The organism is Pseudomonas sp. Pf153, assembly GCF_001269775.1.
Lineage (GTDB): Bacteria > Pseudomonadota > Gammaproteobacteria > Pseudomonadales > Pseudomonadaceae > Aquipseudomonas > Aquipseudomonas uvaldensis.
On record NZ_LHVL01000018.1, the window covers coordinates 292,399 to 318,904 of the forward strand.

At 57.7% G+C, this 26,506-nt stretch carries 28 protein-coding genes and 1 tRNA gene; 15 read left to right on the top strand and 14 right to left on the bottom strand.

Annotated features, from left to right (window positions below; genetic code table 11):
* Positions 1-4: 4 nt before the first annotated feature.
* The 4 genes from AD666_RS13430 to AD666_RS13445 form a co-directional block, all read right to left on the bottom strand.
* Positions 5-1,225, bottom strand: a complete 1,221-nt coding sequence (locus tag AD666_RS13430; protein WP_053152474.1) for a colicin E3/pyocin S6 family cytotoxin — start codon at positions 1,223-1,225, stop codon at positions 5-7.
* A gap of 142 nt (positions 1,226-1,367) precedes the next feature.
* Positions 1,368-1,634, bottom strand: a complete 267-nt coding sequence (locus AD666_RS13435) for a Rho-binding antiterminator (RefSeq protein ID WP_053152476.1) — start codon at positions 1,632-1,634, stop codon at positions 1,368-1,370.
* Between the two features lie 122 nt (positions 1,635-1,756).
* Positions 1,757-2,644, bottom strand: coding sequence for a dihydrodipicolinate synthase family protein (locus AD666_RS13440; protein ID WP_053152478.1), 888 nt, complete (start codon positions 2,642-2,644; stop codon positions 1,757-1,759).
* A gap of 19 nt (positions 2,645-2,663) precedes the next feature.
* Entirely contained in the window at positions 2,664-3,446 is a 783-nt protein-coding gene (locus AD666_RS13445) for an aldolase (RefSeq protein ID WP_053152480.1), read from the bottom strand.
* Positions 3,447-3,596: 150 nt separating this feature from the next.
* Here AD666_RS13445 and AD666_RS13450 point away from each other — a divergent pair, with 150 nt between their 5' ends.
* On the top strand, positions 3,597-4,163 hold the full coding sequence (locus AD666_RS13450; protein WP_053152482.1) for a helix-turn-helix domain-containing protein: 567 nt from the start codon (positions 3,597-3,599) through the stop codon (positions 4,161-4,163).
* A gap of 50 nt (positions 4,164-4,213) precedes the next feature.
* On the opposite strand, the gene AD666_RS13455 is transcribed toward AD666_RS13450, so the two are convergent.
* On the bottom strand, positions 4,214-4,966 hold the full coding sequence (locus AD666_RS13455; protein WP_053152484.1) for a hypothetical protein: 753 nt from the start codon (positions 4,964-4,966) through the stop codon (positions 4,214-4,216).
* A 101-nt stretch (positions 4,967-5,067) separates the two neighbouring features.
* Here AD666_RS13455 and AD666_RS13460 point away from each other — a divergent pair, with 101 nt between their 5' ends.
* On the top strand, positions 5,068-5,925 hold the full coding sequence (locus AD666_RS13460; RefSeq protein WP_053152486.1) for an AraC family transcriptional regulator: 858 nt from the start codon (positions 5,068-5,070) through the stop codon (positions 5,923-5,925).
* Positions 5,926-5,965: 40 nt separating this feature from the next.
* On the opposite strand, the gene AD666_RS13465 is transcribed toward AD666_RS13460, so the two are convergent.
* The gene (locus tag AD666_RS13465) at positions 5,966-6,559 is read right to left on the bottom strand and encodes an NADPH-dependent FMN reductase (RefSeq protein WP_053152488.1); all 594 of its coding nucleotides are present in this window, start codon (positions 6,557-6,559) and stop codon (positions 5,966-5,968) included.
* Positions 6,556-7,410 carry a sterol desaturase family protein gene (locus AD666_RS13470; protein ID WP_053152489.1) on the bottom strand — a complete coding sequence of 285 codons (855 nt, stop codon included), beginning with the start codon at positions 7,408-7,410 and terminating at the stop codon, positions 6,556-6,558. Before AD666_RS13470 ends, AD666_RS13465 begins: the two co-directional genes overlap by 4 nt.
* Before the next feature lie 66 nt (positions 7,411-7,476).
* Between AD666_RS13470 and AD666_RS13475 the strand changes: the two genes are divergently transcribed.
* The gene (locus AD666_RS13475; protein ID WP_053152491.1) at positions 7,477-8,433 is read left to right on the top strand and encodes an AraC family transcriptional regulator ligand-binding domain-containing protein; all 957 of its coding nucleotides are present in this window, start codon (positions 7,477-7,479) and stop codon (positions 8,431-8,433) included.
* 29 nt (positions 8,434-8,462) lie between these two features.
* On the opposite strand, the gene AD666_RS13480 is transcribed toward AD666_RS13475, so the two are convergent.
* Both AD666_RS13480 and AD666_RS13485 read right to left on the bottom strand, forming a co-directional pair.
* Positions 8,463-9,230 carry a TSUP family transporter gene (locus tag AD666_RS13480; RefSeq protein WP_053152493.1) on the bottom strand — a complete coding sequence of 256 codons (768 nt, stop codon included), beginning with the start codon at positions 9,228-9,230 and terminating at the stop codon, positions 8,463-8,465.
* Positions 9,231-9,355: 125 nt separating this feature from the next.
* On the bottom strand, positions 9,356-10,330 hold the full coding sequence (locus AD666_RS13485; protein ID WP_053152495.1) for a hypothetical protein: 975 nt from the start codon (positions 10,328-10,330) through the stop codon (positions 9,356-9,358).
* Between the two features lie 158 nt (positions 10,331-10,488).
* On the opposite strand from AD666_RS13485, the gene AD666_RS13490 reads away from it, so the two are divergent.
* Complete coding sequence (locus AD666_RS13490; RefSeq protein ID WP_053152497.1) at positions 10,489-11,358, top strand: LysR family transcriptional regulator; 870 nt, start codon at positions 10,489-10,491, stop codon at positions 11,356-11,358.
* Between the two features lie 82 nt (positions 11,359-11,440).
* Here the strand turns inward: AD666_RS13490 and AD666_RS13495 are convergent, their stop codons facing one another.
* On the bottom strand, positions 11,441-12,532 hold the full coding sequence (locus AD666_RS13495; protein ID WP_053152499.1) for an SDR family oxidoreductase: 1,092 nt from the start codon (positions 12,530-12,532) through the stop codon (positions 11,441-11,443).
* A gap of 72 nt (positions 12,533-12,604) precedes the next feature.
* Here AD666_RS13495 and AD666_RS13500 point away from each other — a divergent pair, with 72 nt between their 5' ends.
* Positions 12,605-12,994: a MerR family transcriptional regulator gene (locus AD666_RS13500; protein ID WP_053152501.1), complete on the top strand. Its 390-nt coding sequence runs from the start codon at positions 12,605-12,607 to the stop codon at positions 12,992-12,994.
* A 416-nt stretch (positions 12,995-13,410) separates the two neighbouring features.
* Positions 13,411-13,770 carry a DUF6124 family protein gene (locus AD666_RS13505; RefSeq protein WP_053152503.1) on the top strand — a complete coding sequence of 120 codons (360 nt, stop codon included), beginning with the start codon at positions 13,411-13,413 and terminating at the stop codon, positions 13,768-13,770.
* 240 nt (positions 13,771-14,010) lie between these two features.
* On the opposite strand, the gene AD666_RS13510 is transcribed toward AD666_RS13505, so the two are convergent.
* Complete coding sequence (locus tag AD666_RS13510) at positions 14,011-15,363, bottom strand: HEAT repeat domain-containing protein (RefSeq protein ID WP_053152505.1); 1,353 nt, start codon at positions 15,361-15,363, stop codon at positions 14,011-14,013.
* Between the two features lie 575 nt (positions 15,364-15,938).
* On the opposite strand from AD666_RS13510, the gene AD666_RS26025 reads away from it, so the two are divergent.
* The gene (locus AD666_RS26025; protein WP_172679628.1) at positions 15,939-16,469 is read left to right on the top strand and encodes an RICIN domain-containing protein; all 531 of its coding nucleotides are present in this window, start codon (positions 15,939-15,941) and stop codon (positions 16,467-16,469) included.
* A 278-nt stretch (positions 16,470-16,747) separates the two neighbouring features.
* Here AD666_RS26025 and AD666_RS13520 read toward each other — a convergent pair whose 3' ends face one another.
* A complete protein-coding gene (locus tag AD666_RS13520) occupies positions 16,748-17,071 on the bottom strand; it encodes a hypothetical protein (RefSeq protein WP_053152509.1) in 324 nt (107 codons plus the stop codon).
* 287 nt (positions 17,072-17,358) lie between these two features.
* Positions 17,359-17,443, bottom strand: a tRNA-Leu gene (locus AD666_RS13525).
* 108 nt (positions 17,444-17,551) lie between these two features.
* Here AD666_RS13525 and queA point away from each other — a divergent pair.
* From queA to AD666_RS13555, 6 genes are all read left to right on the top strand, one after another.
* On the top strand, positions 17,552-18,601 hold the full coding sequence (gene queA, locus AD666_RS13530; RefSeq protein ID WP_053152512.1) for a tRNA preQ1(34) S-adenosylmethionine ribosyltransferase-isomerase QueA: 1,050 nt from the start codon (positions 17,552-17,554) through the stop codon (positions 18,599-18,601).
* 14 nt (positions 18,602-18,615) lie between these two features.
* The gene (gene tgt / locus AD666_RS13535; RefSeq protein WP_172679633.1) at positions 18,616-19,731 is read left to right on the top strand and encodes a tRNA guanosine(34) transglycosylase Tgt; all 1,116 of its coding nucleotides are present in this window, start codon (positions 18,616-18,618) and stop codon (positions 19,729-19,731) included.
* 43 nt (positions 19,732-19,774) lie between these two features.
* Positions 19,775-20,110, top strand: a complete 336-nt coding sequence (yajC, locus tag AD666_RS13540; protein WP_007956696.1) for a preprotein translocase subunit YajC — start codon at positions 19,775-19,777, stop codon at positions 20,108-20,110.
* 63 nt (positions 20,111-20,173) lie between these two features.
* Positions 20,174-22,042 carry a protein translocase subunit SecD gene (secD, locus tag AD666_RS13545; protein WP_053152516.1) on the top strand — a complete coding sequence of 623 codons (1,869 nt, stop codon included), beginning with the start codon at positions 20,174-20,176 and terminating at the stop codon, positions 22,040-22,042.
* Positions 22,043-22,051: 9 nt separating this feature from the next.
* Positions 22,052-22,966 carry a protein translocase subunit SecF gene (gene secF / locus AD666_RS13550; RefSeq protein WP_053152518.1) on the top strand — a complete coding sequence of 305 codons (915 nt, stop codon included), beginning with the start codon at positions 22,052-22,054 and terminating at the stop codon, positions 22,964-22,966.
* Between the two features lie 117 nt (positions 22,967-23,083).
* Entirely contained in the window at positions 23,084-23,632 is a 549-nt protein-coding gene (locus AD666_RS13555; protein WP_053152520.1) for a glycine zipper 2TM domain-containing protein, read from the top strand.
* A gap of 309 nt (positions 23,633-23,941) precedes the next feature.
* Here the strand turns inward: AD666_RS13555 and suhB are convergent, their stop codons facing one another.
* A complete protein-coding gene (gene suhB, locus AD666_RS13560; protein ID WP_041023393.1) occupies positions 23,942-24,760 on the bottom strand; it encodes an inositol-phosphate phosphatase in 819 nt (272 codons plus the stop codon).
* Positions 24,761-24,905: 145 nt separating this feature from the next.
* Here suhB and trmJ point away from each other — a divergent pair, with 145 nt between their 5' ends.
* Positions 24,906-25,676 (top strand): tRNA (cytosine(32)/uridine(32)-2'-O)-methyltransferase TrmJ, encoded by a 771-nt coding sequence (trmJ, locus tag AD666_RS13565; RefSeq protein WP_053152523.1) that lies wholly within the window; start codon positions 24,906-24,908, stop codon positions 25,674-25,676.
* A gap of 1 nt (position 25,677) precedes the next feature.
* Positions 25,678-26,454: a serine O-acetyltransferase gene (gene cysE / locus AD666_RS13570; RefSeq protein WP_053152525.1), complete on the top strand. Its 777-nt coding sequence runs from the start codon at positions 25,678-25,680 to the stop codon at positions 26,452-26,454.
* The last annotated feature ends 52 nt before the right edge of the window (positions 26,455-26,506 follow it).

A 26,506-nucleotide genomic window follows, 5' to 3' on the forward strand; every position in this document is an offset into this window, starting at 1 on the left:
GTTCTCACAAATACTTTTTTATGTTGCGGTTTTTTCTAGCCTGACCTACCTGTACACCCGTCTCGTGATCGAACGCGCCTAAATGGCTTCCATCGCTTGCTCGGTATGCCTCGAGCTCACCATGTCTGGAGTCCCATTCATAAATAGTCCTTCCTTTAGAATCAACCCACCGCTCTCTTAGGCCTGCCCCTGCTTGTTTTGGTGTTTTCTTTTTTGCGGCTTTGAGATTTGAAAAACCGGTAATTTCTTCGGTATCTGGCGCTGGATGATAGTCATGATCGGCGTTACCGCTTCGTCTGACAGAGACAACGACATAAACCGGCCGAACACCCGAATCCGCCGGAAACACCAGAATGAAGTCCCTGTACTCCGGTGGATAAATCGGGTCGACGATGATGCTGTCGGCCATCGGTGTCGGCGGGTAGATCCATACAGGCGGTGCCTGAGGCGCAGCCTCCAGGGCTGGAATGCCAAGGGTGTCGGACGGATTGGTAGCCGGCGTCCAGATCAGTTCGACGCCATCGCCCAGGTCAGCGACGAACTGGTCGGCTCGTGGGGTGAACTGGACAACGTCGACCATTTCCCAGTCGCGATTGTGCCCCGTATAGAAACCATAACCCTTGAGACTGCCATCGGCTTGCTGTTCGATGCTCAGGCGCATGCGGCTGCGGGCTTGCTTGAGGTTTCTCAGCTGGTCTTCGCTATAGAGCGCGCTGTCGCCCAGGCTGGAGGGCCAGAGCAAAGCAACGATGCCGGTCAGTAGCGCTGCGCCGACGGTGCCGCCAGCACTAGCCGCCGTAGAAGCTGCCGAACCGCCCAGCGCGAGCCTGCCCAACGTAGCCGGAACCGCACCCGCGCCGATCTGCTTGAGGGGCACCGTGCCGGATGGGTCGGCGCTCCGGCCGCCGAGCCACATCAGGTCGCCGTACTGTTTGACCAGGTCTGCCGGGACGTAGCCGTTGGGGTTGCTGTAATCGATGATGCCGTTGGGGAGCGTGCAGCTCTTGGCAAACACGCTTCCGGTTACGCTGGATAACGGCTTGTTACTCGCTGTGGCCCACCGCGCCTGTACGTAAGCGGCCTGTCGGGCAAGCATGGCTTCATAAGCCCGCTGTCGGGTTTCGCGCTCGGCCAGTTCGGTGGCGGTCATGTCCCGATAGGTGACGTAGTGCCCGTCACCGCCGGGCGGGTTTCGGACTTGGGGGATGTCTTGTTTGCGTGTCACGACGTGGTGCGTCTCGTCCGATAAAAGGCAGGACAGACGCTAACGCGGGAGCTATGGAGGGAGATGTAGGAGGTTTCTGTGAGTGATGGGGCTGTTTTCCTCAATGCAGGTAAGGACGGCAGGTAAAGACCTGATGCAGCCCTCAGCCATTCGCCAGCACCACACGGCCAAACCTGGCGTTCTTGTCCTGCGGTGTAATCGCCAACAACTGATCGAGGCGGATCTCCAGGCGACCATCAGCGGTTTCGACTTCGAGAAATTCCTCTCGCGTCGGCGAGGTGCGCGTGGTGATCGCACGGGCTGTCAACCGCTGGCCGTCAGTCAGTTCGATGTCCAGCGCATAGCCGTACAGGCAGGCAATCTCCAGATAATCATGCAGATCACAATCCAAGGGTTTGTAGATACGCATCTCATGCCTCGCAATGTTGCAGTGCGGGAATAACGTAGCCCTGCCAAGCGTAGCCTTCGACGGTCCCGCACAGGTGGCGTCCATGGGCGCCACCTGTCCGGTCGCAAGGGTAGTGCGCAGGATCAGAGCAGTTCTTTCAACATTGTCTGCAGTTGGGCGTTGCGCGCTTCATCAAGCGGGAACACCGGCAGGCGCGGGTGGCCGACTTCCAGGCCGAGGTTGCGCAAACCGGCCTTGATGGTGGCGGGCAAGCCGCCCTTGAGGATGAAGTCCAGCAGCGGCAACTGACGATAGAACAATGTCCGGGCCTGGGTCAGGTCGTTGGCGAGAACGGCGGCGTACAGGTCGAGGTTGAGCTGCGGGATCAGGTTCGGCGCGGCGGTGCACCAGCCCTTTGCCCCGGCGGCGAAGGCTTCCAGCGCCAGAGGGTTGCAACCGTTGTAGAACGGCACCTGGCCTTCGCCCAGTAACTGCAGCTTGTGCATACGCTGGATGTCGCCGGTGCTCTCCTTGACCATGGTGACGTTATCCACCGCGTTGAAAATCCGCAGGATCAGCTCCACCGACATGTCGATGCCGCTGGTGGCGGGGTTGTTGTAGAGCATGATGGGCAAGTCGATGCTGGCGCCGATGGCCTGGTAGTGCGCGAGGATTTCCGCCTCGCTCAGTTTCCAGTAAGAGGCCGGCAGCACCATCACCACATCGGCGCCCTTCGCCTGGGCAAAGCGTGCGCGGCGTACCGCCTTGGCGGTGGTCAGGTCAGACACGCTGACCACGGTCGGCACCCGGCCGGCGACGCGAGCGATGCTGAACTCGCTGACCTGGTCCCACTCGGCGTCGCTCAGGTAGGCGCCTTCGCCGGTGCTGCCCAGGGGCGCGATGGCATGCACGCCGCTGTCGATCAGACGGTCGATGGACCGGCCCAGTGCGTCCAGGTCCAAGCCCTGGCCGTCGGTGGAGAAGGGCGTGATGGTGTAGCCGATGATGCCGTGGATGTTGGGGGTAGACATGGCTTCGCTCCTGGTGGGTTCAGTTCAAGCAATCGGCGTGTTGACGCAAGGTCTGCCGGGCGTAGTAGTTGAAGGCGGCCGCGTGGCGCTTGGGGCGGGCGATCCAGTCGTGGGCTTCGCGGCCCAGATGAGGCAGGATCGGTTTCACCTCGCCGGCGGCCATCGCCAGCAATTGCAGCTTCGCGGCGCGTTCGATCAGTTGGGCGATGTTGCAGGCTTCCTCCACCGTGGCGCCGGTGGACAACTGGCCGTGGTGGGAAAGCAGAATGGCGCGCTTGTCACCCAAGGCACCGGCGATCAATTCGCCTTCCTCGTTACCCACCGGTACCCCCGGCCAGCCCTCCAGGAACGCGCAGTCGTCGTACAGCGGGCAGAGGTCCATGTGGGAAATCTGCAGCGGCACCTCCAGCATCGACAGCGCAGCGATGTGGGTCGGGTGGGTGTGGATGATGCAATTCACATCCGGCCGGGCGCGGTAGACCCAAGTGTGAAAGCGGTTGGCCGGGTTGGGCATGCCATGGCCTTCCAACACTTCGAGGTCTTCATTGACCAGTAACAGGTTACCGGCGGTGATCTCATCGAAGCCCAGGCCCAATTGCTGGGTGTAATAGGTGCCCGGCTGCGGCCCGCGCGCGGTAATCTGCCCCGCCAGCCCTGAGTCGTGACCGTTCTCAAACAGGATGCGGCAGGTCAGGGCCAGCTTTTGTCGTACAGTCCACGTATTATCCGGCAGTGTTTTCTGCATCTGGTTAACAGCATGCTGGACCAACTGGTCCTTGGGCGTCGCCAGTGTCTTGCTCATACCCGTTCTCCTGATTCGTTCTTTGACCGTTCTTGATCCGCGTCATGGAAGCTGTGAAAGGAAGGTGCTAATGACACAAAAAATACTATATGACACAAAGTGTCATTTGCAACCTTTGATTGTCCGTTTCTCTGGAAATGTTGGTTACCTATGTCCATTCGCTTGAAATTGCTCAGGAAAAAACTCGGCATGACACTCGACGTCCTGGCCGAAAAAACCGGGATGACCAAGAGCTACCTGTCCAAGGTGGAACGGGGCTTGAGCACGCCCTCCATCGCCACGGCGCTCAAACTCGCCAAGGCCCTGAGCGTGAAAGTCGAGGAGCTGTTCTCCGAAGACAGCGTCTCCCTCGACAGCTACAGCCTGGTGCGCTGTGAAGACCGTCAATCGCTGGCGGCGAGCAGCGGCAGCTCCGAATACGCGGTGTTGGCCCATCAAGTGTCCGAGCGCAGCCTGCTGCCCTTCATCCTCTATCCCGCGAGCGATTTCACCGCGCATCACGCGTTCAAGGAACACACGGGGGAGGAATTCCTGTTCGTGCATGAGGGCCAGGTGGAAGTGGATTTCATGAACGAGCGCGTATTGCTGAACCGCGGCGATGCCTTGCATTTCAATGCGCAGAAACCCCATCGGTTGCGTTCGGTGGGGGATGTCCAGGCGCAGTTGTTGGTGGTGGTGCACAGCGATGAATCGGGGGAGAAGGGGGAGGACGCATAACGCCGCGTCACTCCGCCAATGCGAGCCCGCCCGGCGAGGGCGGGCCGATTTCACCGATTGACCTTGCCGGGCAGGGACAGATCGCCCGACGCCACCTTGAACACGTCGGCCACGCACAGCAGTGGGTTGTGCACGCTGGCGTTCACCCGAAGGGCCGCCGTGACGCCATCGAAAGCACCGGCCTCTACCGCGCCGATGTCGTCGAACGGCACCCGCACTTCGACGGTTTGCCGGGTGATGGTCGGGGTCCAACCGGGGCTGTCGATCAGGATCGGCAGCCCCGGCCAAGTCTTCGGCACACGGGGCTTGGCTCCTTCGGGAATGTCCACCACCTTCAGTGAATCTTTTCCACAGGCCGGGTCGGGCTGCAGCACCACCCAGTGGGAATGCCAAAGGTCACCATCGTTATCCAGGCGCCCGTCGTGGTTCTCGTCGAACAGCGGCGTGTCGTCGAAGTCCGGGTGTGAGGTGACGGCGAACGCCAGGATCCCGGACTTTGGCTCGAAACCGATGACTGAAGGGTCCAGGCTGGTGGGCCAGACATAAGAGAACACAGTGCTGCCTGCCAGTTTGCCGCTGGCCGCGGGGTGTACCTTGCCGGCCTTTCCGGACACCGCCATGTGAAATATCGCCACGTTGCCTTGGGTACTGATCTTCGTATGGACGATATCGAACGGCGCCTGCACGGATTTCATCGGTTGGCTGACGATGCCGCCTTGATGGGCTGTTTCATGGGCGCTGACGCTGGCGCTCAAGCCAAGCAGCAACGAAGCGCAAAGGAGGTGGGATCGAATGAGTTTCATAATGGGCCCTTCTGCCATGTGATGTGTGGTGCTGGCAGTGTAGGGGGACGCTCTGTACTATTTGGCTCTTAACGTACACATAACGTAGCTATTCGTTCAAAATGCAAACGCATCCGACCATCGATCGCCTCTCCGGCATCCTCGACCATTTCCGTGTGCAGGCGCAGTTGCATCACACCGGCGCCCTGTGCGGTGTGAATCGCTTCGATGCGCGGGAAGGGTTCGGTTACCTGCATGTGCTGCGCCGGGGCCAATTGAAAGTCACTCACTCCGGTGGGCAAGGCCTGCCCTCGATGCGCTTCGAAGAGCCTTCGCTGCTGTTCTATCCCTGCCCGCTCACCCATCAATTCCACAATCCCCCAGCGGAAGGTGCCGACTTCACCTGTGCCCGACTTATGTTCGAGGGCGGTTCACTCAACCCCCTGGCCCGGGCGCTGCCTCCGTTGATTGCCCTGCCGCTGGCCCAGGTCCCAGGTCTGCACGCCGCCCTGGAATTGCTGTTCGCCGAGACCGACCATGTGCGTTGCGGCCAACGGATGCTTGCCGACCGACTGTTCGAAGTCGTGGTGCTGCAATTGTTGCGCTGGCTGCTCGACCACCAGCATGAAGCCGGCATCCGGCCAGGCCTGATCGCCGGGCTCTCCAACCCACGCCTGGCCCGCGCTCTGGTGGCCATCCACGAAGACCCCGGCGCCGCCTGGACCCTGGAACGCATGGCGGAACGCGCCTGCCTGTCACGCACGGCATTTGCCAACACCTTTCGCGACGTGGTCGGCCAAACCCCCGCCGACTACCTGACCAGCTGGCGTATCGCCCTGGCCCAGAGCCGCTTGCGTCAAGGTGAGTCCATCAAGCGTTTGACCGAAGAGCTTGGCTATACGACGCCGTCGGCACTGTCGCGGGCTTTTACAGCCAAGGTGGGGGTCTCGCCTCGGGAGTGGCTGGCAGCCGGCCGTTGATCAAGTGTCGGACCGGGCTCGCGGACGTTGCGCTGGTTTATCACATTCCTGAAGAAAACCCCGGCACTTGAGTCACTGCAGTACGTATCGAACAAAACGCCGCTTCATATTGGCCCAGCATCCGCAACACCCAATCCACGCGCTTGCGCATCCGCTTGTCCTCTTCTCCAATCGGCGTATCACCTTCCATGACCGACTCCACATTTCTGATAATGAGGTGCTCTGGCAGGTAAACGATTCGGCAGTTTTTATAACTCGAAGCCCGTAACTCCGAAATCGGGTAAGCGCCTCCAACGCCTGCAGACACCCCCACCAGTAGGGCCGGCTTATGACCGAGTTCCTCGATGCCCGCATACACGAAGAAATTCTTCAAAGCAGGGCACGCCATGCCATTCCACTCAGGACAGATAACGATTAACGCCGTCGCCTTCCTGAGGCTTGATTGCAGTGAGTTCCAAATGGACTGGGTATCTTCTTGCGGCCAAAGGGGGAGCCGCTGGTGTGCCAGGTCTATCACCTCAGCGGAATCGAAAAGCTCAAGTTCTTCTATCCGGCGATATAGAAATTCGGCCACTTTCAAGGATTGACTGCCCTCTCGCTGGGAACCGGCGATGATGACTAAATGGCGGTTCATGGGGCTACCTCCTCATTTGTCTTGGCTGCAGGTTTCGCATGACGGCGGCGTGCCAGTGGCCAGAACAATTCCTCGGTCCAGCTGATCGGCGACAGGTTTTCAATACCGTAGGCGGGTGGGCGTCGCCGGGTGATCTTGGCCGTTCCGAACAGCATGTCCCAGACGAACAACAAGTTGCCGAAGTTGCCCTTGTAATGGGTTACACCGTCTTCGGCGGTCAGGCCGTGATGCGCCGAGTGCGTGGAAGGGGTAGAGATGACGCGCTCCAGCACCCAGACCGCAGGGCGCAACGCCGGGATCCGGTAGAGTTTTTCATCCCATGGCACGCTGCTGTGGGCAGCAAAGATGACCGTCATCTTCACGATCAGGTAGATGTAATACACCGGCGCCAGGCCCAGGTAAATCAACATGCCGCTGAGCCAGATACCGGGCATCAGCCAGTAATAGAAACTGTTGTTGCGATAGACGATGCGGATGCTCATGTACGGCGCGGAATGATGCGCCCGGTGCAAGGCGTACAACATCGGCACTCGATGCGTCAGGCGATGCCACCAGTATTGCGTCATGTCGTCCAGCAGCAGAAACAGCGCAAACCCGGCCAGCCAGGGCAGGGTGATGAGGGCATCTTTGAGCTCCGGCACGGTGAGGCTGAGGATCTTTGCACTCAACCACATCACCGTGGGAAACGTGATGGTCACCAGGATGCCGGAGCCAATCGCCTCTATGAGCACGTCACGCCGGCTGCCGTTCGATTGCTTGAACGCGGAGCAGGCGAGCTCCAGTAAGACGAAGGCGAGGAAGATCCCGGCCACGATGAGCGTTGGATGATTAGCGAGCATTATTGTATTCATGGCACTCTCGAATTAGGCCCAAAGGGCAATGCCATTTCATTAGAAACCGAGGGCTCGGTGCTCCCTATGCGCGAAACGGACAGAATCACGGGAACAGCGGCCAATCGCTCGGCGCAGCGCTTTCACCGTGGCAAGCTCGGCCAGGTGCTGGAGCGTTTCCTGGATGCCCAGGCCCCTGGCAAGAACCGAGACTACAGCCTCGTCGAGCTGGACCAGCTGTGGCGCGACGCTGCGAATATCGACCCGGCCATCGGCCTGAAACTCTTCTCGCTGTTTACCCTCCAGGATGTGCACGTCCTGGCGTACCTTTGCCTCTACAGCCCGGACGTCTTGTCAGCCTTGCGCCTCTGGGCCAAGTACGTGCCCCTGGCGTCGGACGCGGACAGCATGCGGCTGCTGGACGATGAAAAGGGCATGGGCATCGAACTGCGGGTCAATGCGCCCACCGAAGTGGCGCGCTACATCGTCGAGCACTACGGGGTCATGGCCGTCACGCAACTGCAGCGCGGGACCGGCCAGCCGGTCAAACCGATCCTGGCGCAGTTCGCCCATTCGCGGCCGCCGTACCATGCCCGGTACGTCCAGTGGTTCGGCGAACATCTGGAATTCGATTGCCCGGCCAACCGCTTCTACTTCCACGACCAAACCGCGACGCTGCCGATGCAAACGCGTCATCACGGCATGCTGGAATTGCTGACCCAGGAATTGGACCGTCGCATCTCCGCCCATCGACATTTCACCGGTTGGTCGGCAACGGTGGCTGAAAGCGTGTGGCGTGCGTTGGGGCGAAACGAAGTGCCCAACCTCGTCAGCGTGGCCCAGGCGCTGAACCACACGCCGCGAACGCTACGCAGGCGTTTGCAGGAGCAGGACACCACCTTCCGACAAGTACTCGATCAAGTGCGCGCCGAACTGGAACTGCATTTGGAGCTGCAAGGCGAACCGCTGGCGGAGATTGCCGCACGGTTGGGGTATAGCGATACGGCGGCGTATTTGCATGCGCGAGGGCGGTGGCGGTCGTAACACCCATTCGCTGGATCCTATGTGATTGTCTACGAAAAAACAGTCAACCCCATTCGGCCTATCAGGAAAATAAGCAGCACCAGAAAGAAAACTCTTATAAAGCCACTTCCATAACGCAGCGCCAAAAAAACACCGGCGAGAGAACCTGCCATGTTGCAAAGAGCAACCACGCCTCCGACAGTCCATAACACATTGCCAGACGGAACAAAAAACATAAGTGCGGCGCTAAACGTCCCCAAATTAACCAGCTTTGCCGATGCCGATGCGTTTAAAAAGTCGAAGCCAAAGAACTTGACGAAAATAAAAAGCAGAAGACTGCCGCTACCTGGGCCAAAGACACCGTCATAAAATCCAATCAGCCCACCAAATAGTATCCCGAATGCAATCTCCTTCGTTCCGCAAGGTTTGTTGGAACCCACCAAGCCTAATTTCTTCTCCTTGAAAGTATAAATAGCCATGGTTATCAGGATGAAGAAAACGACGAGCTCCATCAGTCTTTTCGGCGCAATAGATACTACGGCGGCCCCAAGGAAAGCAAAAACAAAGGCTGAGCACATGGTGGGAAGCATCAACCTCCACACGATGGTTATTCTCTTCAAGTAGCTGAATATTGAACTCGCATTACCTGCGAGGACGGCCAGTTTATTGGTGCCGAAAACGGTGGCCAGGCTTTGCTGGGGCAGGGCATGTAAAAGTGCTGGCACCTGAACAAGCCCGCCACCGCCTACCGCTGCATCTATCAAGCCGCCGCAAAAGGCAAAAAAGCCTAGCGCGATGATGGCTTGGTCAAGGTCCATAGGAGATCCTTTCGTGACTTGAATTTCCAATGCCCGTGGCATTCCCTTAGCTTGAAGCAGCCTTCTCTTGGATGCCGATTAGCCTACGGATCGGTATTGCTGCGAAATATCACGTCTGCGTTTGTCTATGAGGTTAGGGCACAGTGCATCGCTGCAAAAGCTTTTCCTACTCGTTCATTGTAACTAAGCATAATTCCCTTTAATCGGCCTGGCTTAAAGGGGATATCTACCGTCCGGCCATAAGCCTGCGCTGCAGCTAAAGCATGCAATCCATGCTTGTTCTCCACTTCACCAGAATGACCCATTACATAACTTTTAGCGTTGCGAAAACTCGGGATGTCCGTTCTCAGGCCTGGACTTGCCGCAAGTAATTTGTCCTCTATATATTGAGCAATGAAATTATACTCCCGCCCATTCCATAGCTCTGAAGCAATCGAAACCATCATGGCATCCATGATCGATCCCTTGTGTGCGGCTGAATTAAGAGCTGAGTTATGTTCCGCAATTCCGGTGTTGTATAGAAAATCTGAAAATTCGTTACATTCTTTCACTTTATATTGATCTTCCATCCATCCTTTCGCACCAAAAGCTGCGGTCATATATTCGTACATGCCATCATGACCCTGATGCCCAAGCCCGAAATCGACTTTCGCGACTTCATGCATATGTGCCATGACGATGTGATATCCAACTCGTTTTTCGGCAGGTAAAGATATCGCGTCCGCTGATAATCGCATGATGATTTTGGCCGAAACCAAGCTGGTGGTTTTGTGAGTTTCATTCCACCCATTGAAAAACATGAGAACGCTGGGGTCTACCGTTTGTTTTCTGAGGAAAGCTCTGAATACACTTTCTGTATGAAAGTGAGCTTCTTGTGTAATCGGATGGCGAAGCACCTCAAGCATGGAATCTTGAAGTTCGGAGATTTGCATTATGTGTGCTGGTACAGGCTCCCTGCGGTGATTTTCAAAAATCACTCGTCCGGGAATTTTCAGGTTTCGTATGTGCTTGGGTAGCGCCTCGATAAAAAACTCCCCAAACTCTTGCATGGATCTTCTTTCAAATATATCGAGGCGACGTTGCTGCGCTGCTGGGTTCATTGTGTCTTTTCCTTGAAGACCGATCGGATTGTTTGGTGCGTATTAATTGGTTCTGATTAATCATCCTTATAAACCAGAATCCTGAACGCTAAACGACTTGAGGGCTTGCAACAAGTGACTTATACTCAGCCAATCGTTCACTTTGAGTGAGTAGTGGCATGGAGCTCTCCCAGCTAACGATGTTCAAGACAGTGGCCGATCAAGGCAGCATTGTCCGCGCAGCTGAGCTGTTGCACTGCGTTCCGTCAAACATCACCAACAGAGTAAAACTTTTAGAAAGAGAGCTGGGCGTTTCACTATTTATAAGAAAGGGTAGGGGGCTCGTTATCAGTCCTGCCGGCAGATTGTTTCTTGATTACACGAATAAAATATTGTCTCTGTGTCAGGAAGCACAAAGAGCGCTTGACCCTTCGGCGGCGCCATCGGGAAGTTTGAAGATTGGTGCCATTGAGTCGTCCGCTACAGGTAGATTGCCCAGCTTTTTGTCAAAGTATCATCATCTCTATCCTCTGGTGCAAATGCACTTTAGTACCGGCGATTGGTCGCAGTTATTAAACGATGTGGTTAGCCTTAAGCTAGATGGAGCAATCATCGCTGTCAGACCTGAGCATCCCGATATTGCAATCACCGAGATTTACAGGGAGGAGCTTGTATTGATCGCTTCTGCCATGGCGGGGGAAATACGTACACCGCAGGATTTAGGTGGTATGGACATATTCATGTGGCCCGAAGGGTGCCCTTATAGAGGGGCACTGGAAAATTGGCTGAGGATGCACGAGGTGTCGCGCCCCATCACCAACATAGCCAGTTATGGCACCATTCTCGGCTGCGTCAGCTCTGGGGCAGGGGCTTCGTTAGTCCCGAGAGGAATGTTCGAACAATTCAAAAGTATCGGAAACATCAGTGGGTATGTGTTTGACGATTTGCTCCCAGTAAAAAATTATTTTATTTGGAACAAGAACGTTGAGGTTCATCGTGCGAAAGATAAGTTTGTCGAACTGTTGATAGAAGAATTTAAAGAAATTTGACGTGACTTTACAAAACGGCTTTCCCGTCAGGCTTTGCTGCTCCTATACCGATGCTGGCTGATCCCAGAGAGAATGGGGCGTATCACTGCCCAACAATCAATGCCTCTTCTTTACCGAGGCAATAGGAATGGACGAACGTTGCAGTGTGCCGCAACGACTGCCGTATATCCGGTTTGGCTATCCCATGCCGGTTAGCAAACTGCTCGACCGCCGCCGTATCAAAACGCGTGATCTGGATAAAGTCCAAGGCTTCGACGTCCGTGTTCAAGAACCGCGCGACGGGAGGAATCCTCAGCAGCCACTTCAGCAATCGCAGCGGAATGTAATGCTTGGGAGACTTCAGGCCAATGGGCTGCGCCACCTCTGCCAGGAGTTCCCGTAAGTTGGGCGTCTGGGCATCGAGCGCCAGCAGTTCCTGGCCCGCCATGGCAGGATCAAAAGCACTGGCCGCTACCAGCTCGACCAGATAATCCACGGTGACCATGGGCAGCCAGTGCTCGGCTGTACCGGGCACTGCGGTGAGCTTTCCCTGCACCAGGTTGCGGATAAGCGCCACCAGCGGCTGACCGTCAAGGATATGCCCCGTGCGGCTGTGACCGCACACCGTCGAGGGGTGGATCACGGTCATCTCCCCGCCCTTGGCAGACATGAGCGCCAAGGTTGCAAAATGCGCCTCCAGCTTGCTCGCCTCGTAACTGCCGACACGCCGGTAGACCGCAGGCCAATCCGTCAGCGGCGGATTATGAGGAACGATGCCGATGCGTTGCAGATGTTCATGATTCTTCAGCATGTAGCCGCCGATCATCACCAACCGACTGTTTTGCTCAGCCGCCAACAGCGCCACGCGCTTTGCCCCTTCCACATTCACCGCCCGAGCCTGCTCCAATGACAGCCCCCAAGCGAAGTGCGCGCCCAGGTGGAAGACGACTTTGGCCTGCCTGAGCACTTCCCGGTCAGCAAGACTCAACCCGAGGTTGTCCTGTTCCAGATCCCCAGCGACGGCAAATACCCGGGATGCGTCCCCGCCCAAATGAGCGACTTGCTCGCGCAGTGCCGCCAGCCGCTTCGGGCGACGCATCAATACCCGAACGGTGTGACCTTTGGCACTCAGGTTCGCCACCAAATGTTGACCGATAAAGCCGGTACCCCCCGTGACAAAGCACTCCACGCTCATTTCCTGCTCCTGGTTAAGGTGAGGAGCCAAGCGTAAACTGTCGACCCAACTCTACAGTCAAGCGGTGTTTTCATGAAAATCGGCGAACTCGAAGCCCGCAGCGGCGCCAGCCGCCATACGCTGCGTTACTACGAGCAAATCGGCCTGATCTCACCACTGCGGCGAACCAATAACTATCGCGATTACTCAGCGCAAACCCTGCAGGACCTGGACTTTATCCAGCGTGCACAAAGCATGGGGTTTTCCCTGGGGGAGATAGGCGAGATTCTGAATGCGCAGCGCAACCAGCTGATCGACTGTGCTGAGGGCGCCAAGCTGATTGAAAGGAAGATGGCGGAGATCAAACAGAAAATCGCCAACCTCCAAGGCATTTATCAGTATCTGGATCAGGAGCGTGCGAACCTTGAGACCAGTGCTGCCAGGCAGCTTGAGCTTCAGCAGATGAGCAAGTCTGCCGACTGAAGGTTGTTCTTCAGAAGGCCAGCAAATCATCGCTTACACCGTTGAAGAGAAAACGACGTCAGAATTGACTGACGTCCGTGGCGCGATCAGATCCTTCCTCCATTGCTCAGCCGACATCGCCTTGCGCCGTTGCCTACAACTACGCCAGAATCCGCCGGCTTGTGCGCCTGGGGTGGCGTCGGTAGTTTGAGTCCTGTCACTGCTCATCAGTGATCGGGTTTAGTCGCCCGTCGTAGCTAAGTCGCTCAAGCGTCCTTCAGTCAGGTATCCCCATCCCTGAACTTGATGGTGGCTGTGCGCAGGGCGCCCTTGGGCGCGCCGATTTCTTAGCTCGTCGGTCGACTAACCTGCGTACAGCTGCCTCCCATCGTTTAGTCGCGAGCGGGTCGTAGCCTCAACCAGAGAGAGCTAAGACCATGGTCAAAATTACACCCAACCCCCCAGTTACGGACGAACATGTCTCCCGCGCCCAGACTGCGCGCAACAAGAAAATCGACGACGCTGCTACGCGAGCGTTGGATTTCTATCTGAATCCCAAGCCTGACAAAGAAACGTCCGACAATCCCAACACCATCTTCCGCATCGCTTCTGATGTGGATTCTGAATGCTTGCTTGCCAGCCTCAGCGAGAACCTGGCTTCGGCCAATGCCATGATCAGTGATCTGGCGTTCGATCTCGATGGATCGCGGCGGCATGTGGCGTTGGGGATTCAGCAGGTGATTGAGCTGAGTGAGCTGATGGCGAATCGGGTGTTGGATATTGTTGAGGTGAGGTAGCGGGCCAGAAAAAGGGGAACGGATTTATTTTCGGAAAAATATCCGTCCCCCTTTTTCGCTCCCTTTTTCGGAAAATTCGCGAGCCTCTTCTACCTGATATCTTGGCCTATTTCCCTGGGTGTGGCCGATGGCAAGGCCAGAAGACATTGTCTCCTTCGGAAGGCAACGAAGGAACAGGTCCATTTCAGCATGCCCGTGGCGAACGGATTCATCGAGGGTCCATAAAAATTCGGGTACTAGCTAAACAACGCGACCAACGCTATTACCATCGATAAGGCTCTGGGCAGCCAGTTTCTGTAGTCTTTCTACAATCACCGTTCGCTCGATTTTGGGCGTTACCGGATCGACCATTTGATACTGACGATCACACCATATTTTTAATTGTCGAAGCCAAAAAGCCTGGATTGCTGGCTCGGTATCCAGCTTGTCCAACAGATACGCCGCTTGCTGCCATAATGGACGCAATTGGAGCAGTGCGTTTCGGCGCATCACTGAAAGTTCATGCCAGCTCCGATCCAGTTGGGTATCTAACCCAAGCTTCACCAAAGCCCATGGCAGCGTTTTGAGCCGATCGATGGCTGCGGAAAAAACCGAGTCCAATGGATCATCGAGTGCTTTGAACAATTCGGGCAGTTGATCATCGGACACCACGCTAATGGCGGCGCGTCTCACCGTGGGATAACGAGAGCACAGTGCTTCTTTCAGCCACTGCGGATCCAGCTCAACGCCGAGCTCTTTCGCAAGTCCAAGCACGCCGAGCCAATCTCGCTTCTTGCAGGGTAGATCCTGCTCCAGTCGGTCGGCAAGGACCGCATGCGCATCAACACCACTGCTTGGCGCCGCCCAGCGCGCCAGGCTACGGATCGAGGCGGATGCATCAAGCAACGCCTCACGCAGCACAGGGCGAGGCTCGTCAAGCAAAGGGAGCAATGCACGCAACACCCAGACGCGAAATTTTGCACCGGGTTGAGACAGGGCTTCGAGCAGCAACTGCCGAGCCTGAATATTGGGTAGCTTTTGGCAGGTGGACACTGCCAGCAATCGCACGGTCACCTCACGGTGGGCAAGGGCGCTGCGCAGCAGCTCCTCAGGATTCGGATCGCTGTCCAGCAAAAGCTCAAACAAATAGCGGGCAGCTTTACCGTGCCTCGTCAGAAAATTCGCGTAGACCTCATCCCGTACCGCGGCCAACTGCAAAACAGCGCGTGTGGACTTAAGAGTTCTGCCGTGGTCGGCCCGCTGACGTACGGCCAGGGCGATTAGCTGCTCCGTCGCGAATAGCAATGCCTGGACGTGAGCAGGGGACAGGTAATGCTCCAGACCAACCGTGGCGAGATCCCGAATCTGCGGCACCCAGTCATTCAACCGGTCTATCAACGCCACCAGCGCTTCAGGAGATGGCCGGGCACACAGCTCCCTAACCGCGATCTCGCGAACGAAACCGTTGGGATGGCGGCTCAGTTCAATCCAACTATTGTGGGTCCCTGCACCGGCGAGCGCTTCCAGCGCCTCGTTTCGACGATGGTCGGCCCAAATGGACGCGGGCGCCTGCTTGTTCCTCAACTTATCCAACCAGAATTGCAGCGTGCTCACGTTTCAGTCCTTTGTATGCATTGGTGCGTGGCTGCTTTTATACCTCAGCCGGGAGGGTTCGCGTCTATGGAAGGAGTGATTGTTGAAGGGAGACAGCGCCTGCGTACCGTCTAACCACTGCAATCCAACCCCGCCGATACTAGCTAGAACCCAATTCGCGCTTACCTCTTGCCACCTCGTATTACCGCGGCTGCTAAACCCGAAGAGATCAACCCGCAGAACTTCAAGCCAGAAAAGAGCTGGAAGCTGATCTACACCCGTGCCGACAAGATGCACCGGCTGCGCTACGGCAGACACGCGATGACAATCGCTAGCGCCAACTGCGTGACTTGATCAAACGATCCTAAACCTTGACGTGCCCTGCCCGGACGCGACTCTATAGAATCAAATATGGGCATGATAGGTGTCAGTCAAGATACTAGTTGCATTTAAAGTACGATCCTTATTTGGAAAGAGTCTATAAAACTGTCATTCCTGACAGTTGGCGGAATTGCAAGTTCGTTTAGTTTATGGTTGTCGGGGTTTTGCTGTGCTTTGCTGCGCTTTTATTGGTTGTTTATATAAGGAGAGTGATCATGCGTGAAATTCCCTCTAGTGATCTCAGGGCGCTTGAGCAAAAGCTCAAGGAATATAAAGACATAATAACCGTTGATGAGGGTTTCTATAAAATCTATACGGCAATAAATAATACGAGTATTGTTGATATCTCTCCGATAGAAGGGGAAGCTTTTGTTTTTAATGTAAGATTGAATAGGGATAACAATGAGCGCGAATCCATTTGGAATATTGTACCTATCAAGGGGAGTGGGTATTTATATAGTATATTCAACGACAGAGATGATTCTCTCCGGCTCGGAGTGGTTCCTGGCAGTCCACAAAACCCTTTTGAGAATGTTGTAGCGGAACTCGCCGGTGCGGATAGTCTTTTGCATATTTGGTATTTTGCCGATGCAGGTGACGACGTAGTTTACATTGTTAATGCTCATTATGGTGATGAGATGCTGGATGTGCAGGATGGTAGTGTTGTAGATGGTACTAATATTATAATTTCTCCACCCTATCATGGGGGGCAGAGGTTTAGGCTTAAAAAAATGCATGCCATTTAGAGTCATTGTTGGATTTTTTCGTGGCTGGTTCTGGTGGCTCAAGTAAGGCTTATAGAAGGAACGAATCTGGAGGCGTGCACAGTCCCGTAGCACACAGGGTCCGAGGTGATTGGGCTGCAGCCCGAGGACTATCGCATATGGACCGTGAACTTGGAAAAGCTTGAAGGAGTGGTAATGTCTTTTTGTTTTCTCGAGCGAGGGCGGGACCAGCCTTTGAAATCCGATAAAACAAACGATGTACAGATCAAGATAGGCTTCAGCGCCCACTTGGTGTTTGCTCATTGAATGTCCTTCAGATAGTGCTTAAGTGCAGTGAGGGGTGTATCCAATTGCTCCATCGGTTGTTCGGCGCTGAGGTCTGCGGCCAAGCGTCGCAGCTCCCGTCCCAGTACCCCGTCCCCAATGGCTTCCAACGCCAGATTCAGGCAATGCTCCACTTTGCCTTGGATAGCAGCAACGTCCCCCTTGCGCACCAACAACCCAAACACCTCCCGATCATAATTCGCCATCAGGTGGTCATCCCGTAAAATCGGGCTGTGCCCCTCTGTCTCATAAGCCAGCTTCAGCGAGTAAAGAGCGACCGTTTCCAGCAGCAATTCCATGGGGTGAAGTCCTTTGTCAGCGGGTGAGGAGGGGCGGTAGATCAATTGGGCGTCGCAAGGCGGAGCATCGGTGGGGGCTGTGACATTTTGGTGAGCGCTTTGCGCTCAAGCGGGAGCAAGCTCCCTCGCCACGGGCTCCTAATGGCCACAGATTCTTCCTCGCCACAGATTTGGTGGTTGGGGCCGCTTCGCGACCCAGCGGGGATAAATCCCCTCGCCACAAATGGATCGGTGACTTTCCTGCAGACGAAAAAAAAGACCTTGAATTTCAAGGTCTTTCTTTAAGATGGTGCCCCGAGGGAGACTCGAACTCCCACTCCTTTCGAAAACGGATTTTGAATCCGCCGCGTCTACCAATTCCGCCATCAGGGCTCAATGGCGGCGAAGTATAGAGAGGTGACTACCGTTGGTCAATCACGTTTCATGGTCAATTTTTGATATTTCCGCTAGACTTTCCGGCCCTGCTAGACGAACCCCATCATGCGTGTTGCTGACTTTACCTTCGAACTCCCTGATTCGCTGATCGCTCGCCACCCTCTGGCGGAGCGTCGCGCCAGTCGACTGTTGACCCTGGATGGGGTCAGCGGTGCCATGGCTCACCGTCAATTCACTGATTTGCTTGAGCATTTGCGCCCGGGCGATTTGATGGTGTTCAACAATACCCGGGTTATTCCGGCGCGGTTGTTTGGCCAGAAAGCCTCCGGTGGCAAGCTGGAGATTCTGGTGGAGCGGGTGCTGGACAGTCATCGTGTGCTGGCCCATGTGCGCTCCAGCAAGTCGCCCAAGCCGGGTTCATCGATTTTGATCGACGGCGGGGGCGAGGCGGTGATGGTGGCGCGGCATGATGCGTTGTTCGAGCTGAAGTTTGCCGAAGAGGTGTTGCCGCTGCTCGACCGCGTCGGGCACATGCCGTTGCCTCCTTATATAGATCGCCCGGACGAAGGTTCGGACCGCGAGCGTTATCAGACCGTGTACGCAGAGCGTCTGGGGGCGGTGGCGGCGCCGACGGCGGGGCTGCATTTCGATCAGCCGTTGCTGGAGGCGATTGCCGCCAAGGGCGTGGAGACCACGTTCGTGACGCTGCACGTCGGCGCCGGGACGTTCCAGCCGGTGCGGGTCGATCGCATCGAAGACCACCACATGCACAGCGAATGGCTGGAAGTGAGTCAGGAAGTGGTCGATGCAGTGGCGGCCTGCCGCGCGCGCGGCGGACGGGTGGTGGCGGTGGGGACCACCAGCGTGCGTTCCCTGGAAAGCGCCGCTCGCGATGGCGTGCTCAAGCCGTTCAGTGGCGACACCGACATTTTCATTTACCCGGGCCGGCCGTTTCATGTGGTCGATGCCCTGGTCACCAACTTTCATTTGCCCGAATCCACGCTGTTGATGCTGGTTTCGGCGTTCGCCGGTTATCCCGAGACCATGGCCGCCTACAAGGCCGCCGTCGAGCATGGATACCGCTTTTTCAGCTACGGTGATGCGATGTTCATTACCCGTAACCCCGCGCCACGCGGACCCGAGGAAACAGTATGAGTCGCACCTGTCGCATGTCCTTCGAGTTGCTCGCCACCGATGGCAAGGCTCGTCGCGGTCGTCTGACCTTCCCGCGCGGTACGGTGGAAACCCCCGCGTTCATGCCGGTGGGCACCTACGGCACGGTCAAGGGAATGCTGCCACGGGACATCGAGGCGATTGGCGCGGAGATCATCCTGGGCAACACCTTTCACCTGTGGCTGCGTCCGGGCATGGAAGTGATCAAGGCCCACGGCGACCTGCACGATTTCATGCAGTGGAAAGGCCCGATTCTGACCGACTCCGGCGGCTTCCAGGTGTTCAGCCTGGGCGCGATGCGCAAGATCAAGGAGGAGGGCGTGACCTTCGCTTCCCCGGTGGACGGTTCCAAGGTGTTCATGGGCCCGGAAGAGTCGATGCAGGTGCAGCGCGACCTGGGCTCGGACATCGTGATGATCTTCGACGAATGCACGCCGTACCCGGCCGATGAAGACGTGGCGCGGGTGTCCATGGAGCTGTCGTTGCGCTGGGCCCAGCGCTCGAAGAACGCCCATGGCGACAACACCGCGGCGCTGTTCGGCATCGTCCAGGGCGGTATGCACCAGGACCTGCGCATGCGTTCGCTCGAAGGCCTGGACAAGATCGGCTTCGACGGCCTGGCGATTGGCGGCCTGTCGGTGGGCGAGCCCAAGCACGAGATGATCAAGGTGCTGGATTACCTGCCGGGCCAGATGCCGGCTGACAAACCTCGTTACCTTATGGGCGTTGGCAAACCGGAAGATCTGGTTGAGGGTGTGCGCCGCGGGGTGGACATGTTCGATTGCGTGATGCCAACCCGTAATGCTCGCAATGGGCATCTGTTCGTCGACACGGGCGTGCTGAAGATCCGTAACGCGTTCCATCGCCATGATGATTCGCCGCTGGATCCGACCTGCGATTGCTACACGTGCAAGAACTTCTCCCGCGCTTATCTGCATCATTTGGACAAGTGCGGCGAAATGCTCGGTAGCATGTTGAATACGATCCACAATTTGCGCCATTACCAGGTGCTGATGGCTGGTTTGCGCGAGGCTATTCAACAGGGTACATTGGCCGCCTTCGTCGAGGCCTTCTATGCCAAGCGCGGGTTGCCTGTTCCGCCCTTGGACTGAGTTTTCCGATCCTAAGATTCAATACTTGCAACTGGAGTGCTAAATGAGCTTTTTTATCTCTAACGCCATGGCTGATGCCGCTGCCCCTGCAGCTGCGCCTATGGGTGGCGGTTTCGAGTGGATTTTCCTGGTCGGCTTCCTGGTGATCTTCTACCTGATGATCTGGCGTCCACAGGCCAAGCGCGCCAAAGAGCAGAAGAACCTGCTCAGCAGCCTGCAGAAAGGCGATGAAGTGGTGACCACCGGTGGTATCGCCGGCAAGATCACCAAAGTGGCTGATGACTTCGTGGTACTGGAAGTGTCCGACACTGTTGAAATGAAGTTCCAGAAGGGCGCCATCGCGGCCACGCTGCCAAAAGGCACGCTGAAAGCGATCTAAGTAACAACTTCTCTTCAATCGACGGGGCGCGCAAGGCGCCCCGCGTCATAAGCGGGCGGCGTGATGCTGAACAAATACCCTCTGTGGAAATACGTACTGATCCTGGCGGTGCTGGTGGTCGGTGTGATTTATTCCGCTCCCAACCTCTACCCGGATGACCCGGCCATTCAGGTCAGTGGCGCCAGCACGGCGTTGCAGGTCACCCAGGCGGATCTGGACCGTGCGAGCGCGGCGCTCAAGGCGTCCAATATCGAGGTCAAGGCTGCCTCCATTGCCGAAAACGGCAAGGGCGGCCTGTTGCGTCTGGTCAAGGCTGAAGACCAGCTGCCGGCCAAGGACGTGGTGCGCAAGGCGTTGGGCGACGAATACGTCGTGGCCCTGAACCTGGCCCAGACCACCCCGCAATGGCTGCGCAAACTCGGCGCGCATCCGATGAAGCTGGGCCTGGACTTGTCCGGTGGTGTGCACTTCCTGCTGGAAGTGGACATGGACAAGGCCCTCGACGCCCGGATGAAAGTCTACGAAGGCGACGTCAAGAGTCTGTTGCGCAAAGAGCGCGTGCGCTATCGCAGCCTGCCGGCGTTCAACGGTGCCATTCAGCTGGGCTTCAGCGATGAAGATACCCGCGAGCAGGCCCGTGCACTGATCCGCAAAAGCTTCAACGATTTCGACATCGTACCGGCCGACCTCAATGGTCAGGCGGTGCTGCGTCTGGCGATGACCCCGGCCAAGCTGGCGGAAATCCGCGAATACTCCATCAAGCAGAACCTGACCACGGTCCGTAACCGGGTCAACGAGCTGGGTGTGGCCGAACCGATCGTGCAGCGCCAGGGCGCCAACCGCATCGTCGTCGAGCTGCCCGGCGTGCAGGACACCGCCGAAGCCAAGCGTATCCTCGGCAAGACCGCCAACCTGGAATTCCGCCTCGCGGCCGAACCGGGTGCGTCCAAGGCCACTTCCGAAAGTTTCGAGTTCCGCGAGGGCAATCGCCCGGCGGCGCAGATCGAGCGCAGCCTGATCATCACCGGCGACCAGGTCACCGACGCCCAGGCGAGTTTCGACGAGCAGGGTCGCCCACAGGTGAACATCCACCTCGACGGCCACGGCGGCGAACTGATGAGCCGCGCCACGCGCAGCAACGTCGGTCGCAGCATGGCGGTGATCTTCATCGAGCAGAAGCCGACCACCACCTACACCAAGCAGGTGGTCAACGGTGTCGAGAAAGACGTCGCGGTGCAAGCGTTCAAGGAAGAGAAGAAAATCATCAGTCTGGCGACCATCCAGTCGCCGCTGGGCAGCCAGTTCCGCATTACCGGCCTGAACGGCCAGGGCGAATCCTCGGAACTGGCCTTGCTGCTGCGTGCTGGTGGCCTGGCCGCGCCGATGTATTTCGCGGAAGAGCGCACCATCGGCCCGAGCCTGGGTGCCGACAACATCACCAAGGGTATCGATGCATCCCTGTGGGGCATGCTGTTCGTGTCGCTGTTCATCATCGCCATCTACCGATTCTTCGGCCTCATCGCCACTGTCGCGCTGGCGGTGAACATGGTGATGCTGCTGGCGCTGATGTCGCTGCTGGGCGCCACGCTGACCTTGCCGGGTATCGCCGGTATCGTATTGACCATGGGTATGGCGGTGGACGCCAACGTGCTGATCTTCTCGCGGATACGTGAAGAGATCGCCGCGGGCATGTCGATCCAGCGGGCAATCAACGAAGGCTTCGGCCGGGCATTCACTGCGATTCTCGACTCCAACCTGACCACCTTGCTGGTCGGCGGGATTCTCTTTGCCATGGGCACCGGCCCGGTAAAAGGCTTCGCAGTGACCATGTCCCTCGGGATCTTTACCTCGATGTTCACAGCCATCATGGTGACCCGCGCAATGGTCAACCTGATCTTTGGCGGTCGTGACTTCAAGAAGTTGTGGATTTAAGGGGCTGCCATGTTACGTACAATCAACTTCATGGGCGTCCGCAACATTGCGTTCGGCGTCACATTGTTTCTCACCGTGCTGGCGTTGTTCAGCTGGGCCACCAAGGGCCTGAACTACGGCCTGGACTTTACCGGCGGTACGCTCATCGAGCTGACCTACGAGCGTCCGGCCGATGTCACCAAAGTGCGCGAGCAGCTGGCGACATCGGGCTACGGTGAAGCGGTCGTCCAGAGCTTTGGTGCCACCACCGACCTGTTGGTGCGTATGCCGGGTGAAGACCCGCAGCTGGGCCATCAGGTTGCCGAGGCCTTGCAGAAAGCGGGCGGCGACAACCCGGCCCAGGTCAAGCGTGTCGAGTTCGTCGGTCCGCAGGTCGGTGAAGAGCTGCGCGACCAGGGCGGCCTCGGCATGCTGATGGCGCTGGGCGGTGTGCTGCTCTACCTGGCCTTTCGCTTCCAGTGGAAGTTCGCGGTGGGTGCGATTGTCTCGCTGATCCACGACGTGATCGTGACCGTAGGCATCCTGTCGTTCTTCCAGATCACCTTCGACCTGACGGTGCTGGCGGCGGTGTTGGCGATCATCGGTTACTCGCTCAACGACACCATCGTCGTGTTCGACCGGGTGCGTGAAAACTTCCGTGTGCTGCGCAAGGCCTCGCTGATCGAGAACATCAACATCTCGACCACCCAGACCCTGTTGCGGACCATGGCGACTTCGATCTCCACGTTGCTGGCAATTGCGGCGCTGCTGTTCTTTGGCGGCGACAACCTGTTCGGTTTCTCCATCGCACTGTTCATTGGTGTGATGGCAGGTACTTATTCGTCGATCTACATCGCCAACGTGGTGCTGATCTGGCTGAACCTGAGCACCGAGGACCTGATTCCTCCCGCGGCCACCGAAACGGAGGTGGACGACCGCCCATAGGGCCTGTCGCCCCGTCCGTCACCGCTTGGAAGGCGCGAGTTGAACTCGCGCCTTTTTTTATGCTCCAAGGCTGGGAGAAGCGCGGATTATTCCGCTTGTGATGGCCTGGAGGTTCAAGTGAACAAATCGATGCTGGTTGGTGCGGTATTGGGTGCTGTCGGTGTAACTGCCGGTGGTGCGGTCGCCACCTACAGCTTGGTGAAAAGTGGTCCTGAGTACGCGCAAGTATTGGCCGTGGAGCCGGTCAAAACCCAGATCAAGACCCCGCGTGAAGTGTGCAAGGATGTTACCGTGACCCGTCAGAGACCGGTCCAGGATCAACACCAGATCGCCGGCACCGTACTGGGCGCCGTGGCGGGTGGCCTGTTGGGTAACCAGATCGGCGGCGGCACCGGCAAGAAAATCGCCACCGTGGCAGGTGCGGCCGGTGGTGGTTATGCCGGTAACAAGATTCAGGAAGGCATGCAGGAGCGCGACACCTACACAACTACCCAGACGCGCTGCAACACCGTCAATGACATCAGCGACAAGGTGGTAGGCTACGACGTTCGCTACATGCTCGATGGCAAGGAAGGCAAAGTCCGCATGGACCGCGACCCGGGCAACCAGATCCCGGTGAACAAGGAAGGCCAACTGATCCTGGGGCAGAACGAACCAGCCCAGTGATCCAACCGCTACAAAAAAGCACCCTTCGGGGTGCTTTTTTTATGCCCGGATTCCAGGGACCATCACTCAACCCTGTGGGAGCGGGCTTGCTCGCGAATGCGGACTGGCATTCAAACCAGACATCGACTGACCCACCGCTTTCGCGAGCAAGCCCGCTCCCACACTGGATCTTCAGTGAACTCAAATTTCATGTCCGGCACACGCCCCTTGTGGGAGCGAGCAGGCTCGCTCCCACAAGGATCGGGTTCATCCACAGAATCACAGGCACAAAAAAAGCACCCCGAAAGGTGCTTTTTCATAGCCCGTCGCTTAGCGCTTCAGCGAGTGCGGCAAGTGCGGCTGGATGGCCGTCAGCACAGCCTTGAAGCATTTGGTGTTGCCGGCAACGATATGGCCTTTTTCAAGGAAATCGTGGCCGCCGGTGAAGTCGCTCACCAGGCCGCCCGCTTCCTGAATCAGCAGGGCGCCTGCCGCCATGTCCCACTCGGACAGGCCCGACTCCCAGAACGCATCGAAACGACCGGCAGCCACATAAGCCAGGTCCAGGCTCGCGGCACCTGCGCGGCGGATGCCGGCGGTCTGGCCGACCAGGGCGCGGAACATGCCCAGGTAGTTGTCCAGGTTGTCCATCTGGTCGTCACGGAACGGGAAACCGGTACCCAGCAGGGCGCCGTCCAGGCTGGTGCGGCCGCTGACGCGCAGGCGGCGACCGTTCAACTGGGCGCCACGGCCACGGCTGGCGGTGAATTCTTCCTGGCGAACCGGGTCCAGCACGACAGCGTGTTCCAGGCGGCCACGGTATTTGCAGGCGATGCTGACAGCGAAGTGAGGGATGCCGCGCAGGAAGTTGGTGGTGCCGTCCAGTGGATCGATGATCCACAGGTACTCTTCACCCTCGATACCGGTACCGGCGTGCATGCCGGTCTCTTCACCCATGATCGAGTGGTTCGGGTAAGCCTTGCGCAGGGCGTCGACGATTTTCTGTTCGGCGGCGCGATCCACCTCGGACACGTAGTCCTTGGCGTCTTTTTCATCGACCTTGATGGTATCCAGGCGCTCGATGGAGCGGAAGATCAGTTCACTGGCGCTGCGGGCGGCGCGCAGCGCGATATTCAGCATTGGCTGCATGGATGTGTCACCTAAGGTTGTTAAAGAAAGCCGGGCATTCTATCAGAAAGTTTTATCAGGAGAAGGTTGGCGTTCGCTTTCATAGCTTAACGGTAGGTGCTTATGTAAGATTTGCTCCCCTTTATCGTGTTCGAGAGCGCCTCCCTTGTTGCAGAACATTCGTGTCGTCCTGGTCAATACCAGCCATCCGGGTAACATCGGCGGGGCTGCGCGGGCCATGAAGAACATGGGCCTGTCGCGCCTGGTGCTGGTCGAGCCAAGGGTGTTTCCCCATCACGAAGCCGACGCCCGGGCCTCCGGCGCCGGTGACATCCTGGCCAATGCGCAGGTCGTCGCCACCCTGGAAGACGCTCTGGTGGGTTGTAACCTGGTGCTCGGTACCAGCGCCCGTGATCGCCGCATTCCCTGGCCACTGCTCGACCCCCGCGAATGCGGCACGAAAGTGGTCGAAGAGGCCGCGCAAGGCTTTGAAATCGCCCTGGTGTTCGGCCGTGAAGACTCCGGCCTGACCAACGAAGAGCTGCACCGATGTCACTTTCACGTGCATATCCCTTCCGACCCCGGTTTCAGTTCGCTGAACCTCGGGGCGGCGGTGCAGGTGTTGAGCTACGAAGTGCGCATGGCCTGGCTGGCGGCCGAAGGCAAGCCCAGCAAGGTCGAAAAAACCGAGGTGACGTCGCCGCGCAGTGAGACACTGGCGACCATGGATGAACTGGAGCGATTCTATGAGCACCTGGAACAGACCCTGGTGGACATCGAATTCCTCGACCCGGACAAGCCTCGGCACTTGATGGCACGCCTGCGTCGGTTGTACGGACGAAGCTCGGTCAGCCGGGCGGAGATGAATATATTGCGCGGCATCCTCACGGAAACCCAGAAAGCGGCCCGTGGCGAGCTGATTAAGCGGAAGGAATAAAATGTTCGATCGTTTGCGTGAAGATATCCAAAGCGTTTTCCATCGTGACCCGGCGGCGCGCAACGCCTTTGAAGTGCTGACCTGCTACCCGGGAATGCACGCGATCTGGATCCACCGCCTGTCCGGCGCGTTGTGGAACATGGGCTGGAAGTGGCTGGCGCGGCTGGTCTCGAACTTCGGTCGCTGGCTCACCGGCATCGAGATTCATCCGGGCGCCAAGGTCGGTCGCCGGTTCTTCATCGACCACGGCATGGGCATCGTCATTGGCGAGACCGCCGAGATCGGCGACGACGTGACGCTATACCAGGGTGTCACCCTGGGCGGCACCAGCTGGAACAAGGGCAAGCGTCACCCGACGCTGGAAGATGGCGTGGTGGTGGGTGCGGGCGCCAAGGTGCTCGGGCCGTTCACGGTGGGCGCGGGGGCGAAAGTCGGCTCCAATGCCGTGGTCACCAAGGCCGTGCCGCCTGGCGCGACCGTGGTTGGTATCCCGGGGCGGATCATCGTCAAGTCCGACGAGGAGCAGGACGCCCGCCGCAAAGCCATGGCCGAGAAGATCGGCTTCGATGCCTACGGCGTCGGCGAAGATATGCCCGACCCGGTCGCTCGGGCCATCAATCAGTTGCTCGATCACCTGCAAGCCGTTGACGGGCGCCTGGAGGGGATGTGCGGCGCCCTGAAGGAGCTGGGGAGTAACTATTGTGCCAAGGACCTGCCTGAACTGCGCGAGGAAGACTTCGCGTGTGTGAAGGATAAGGATCAGAGTCAAGCCGGCTAGACCGGGTTGGCTTCTTCGCGAGCAAGCCCGCTCCCACATTTTGATCCCTGTA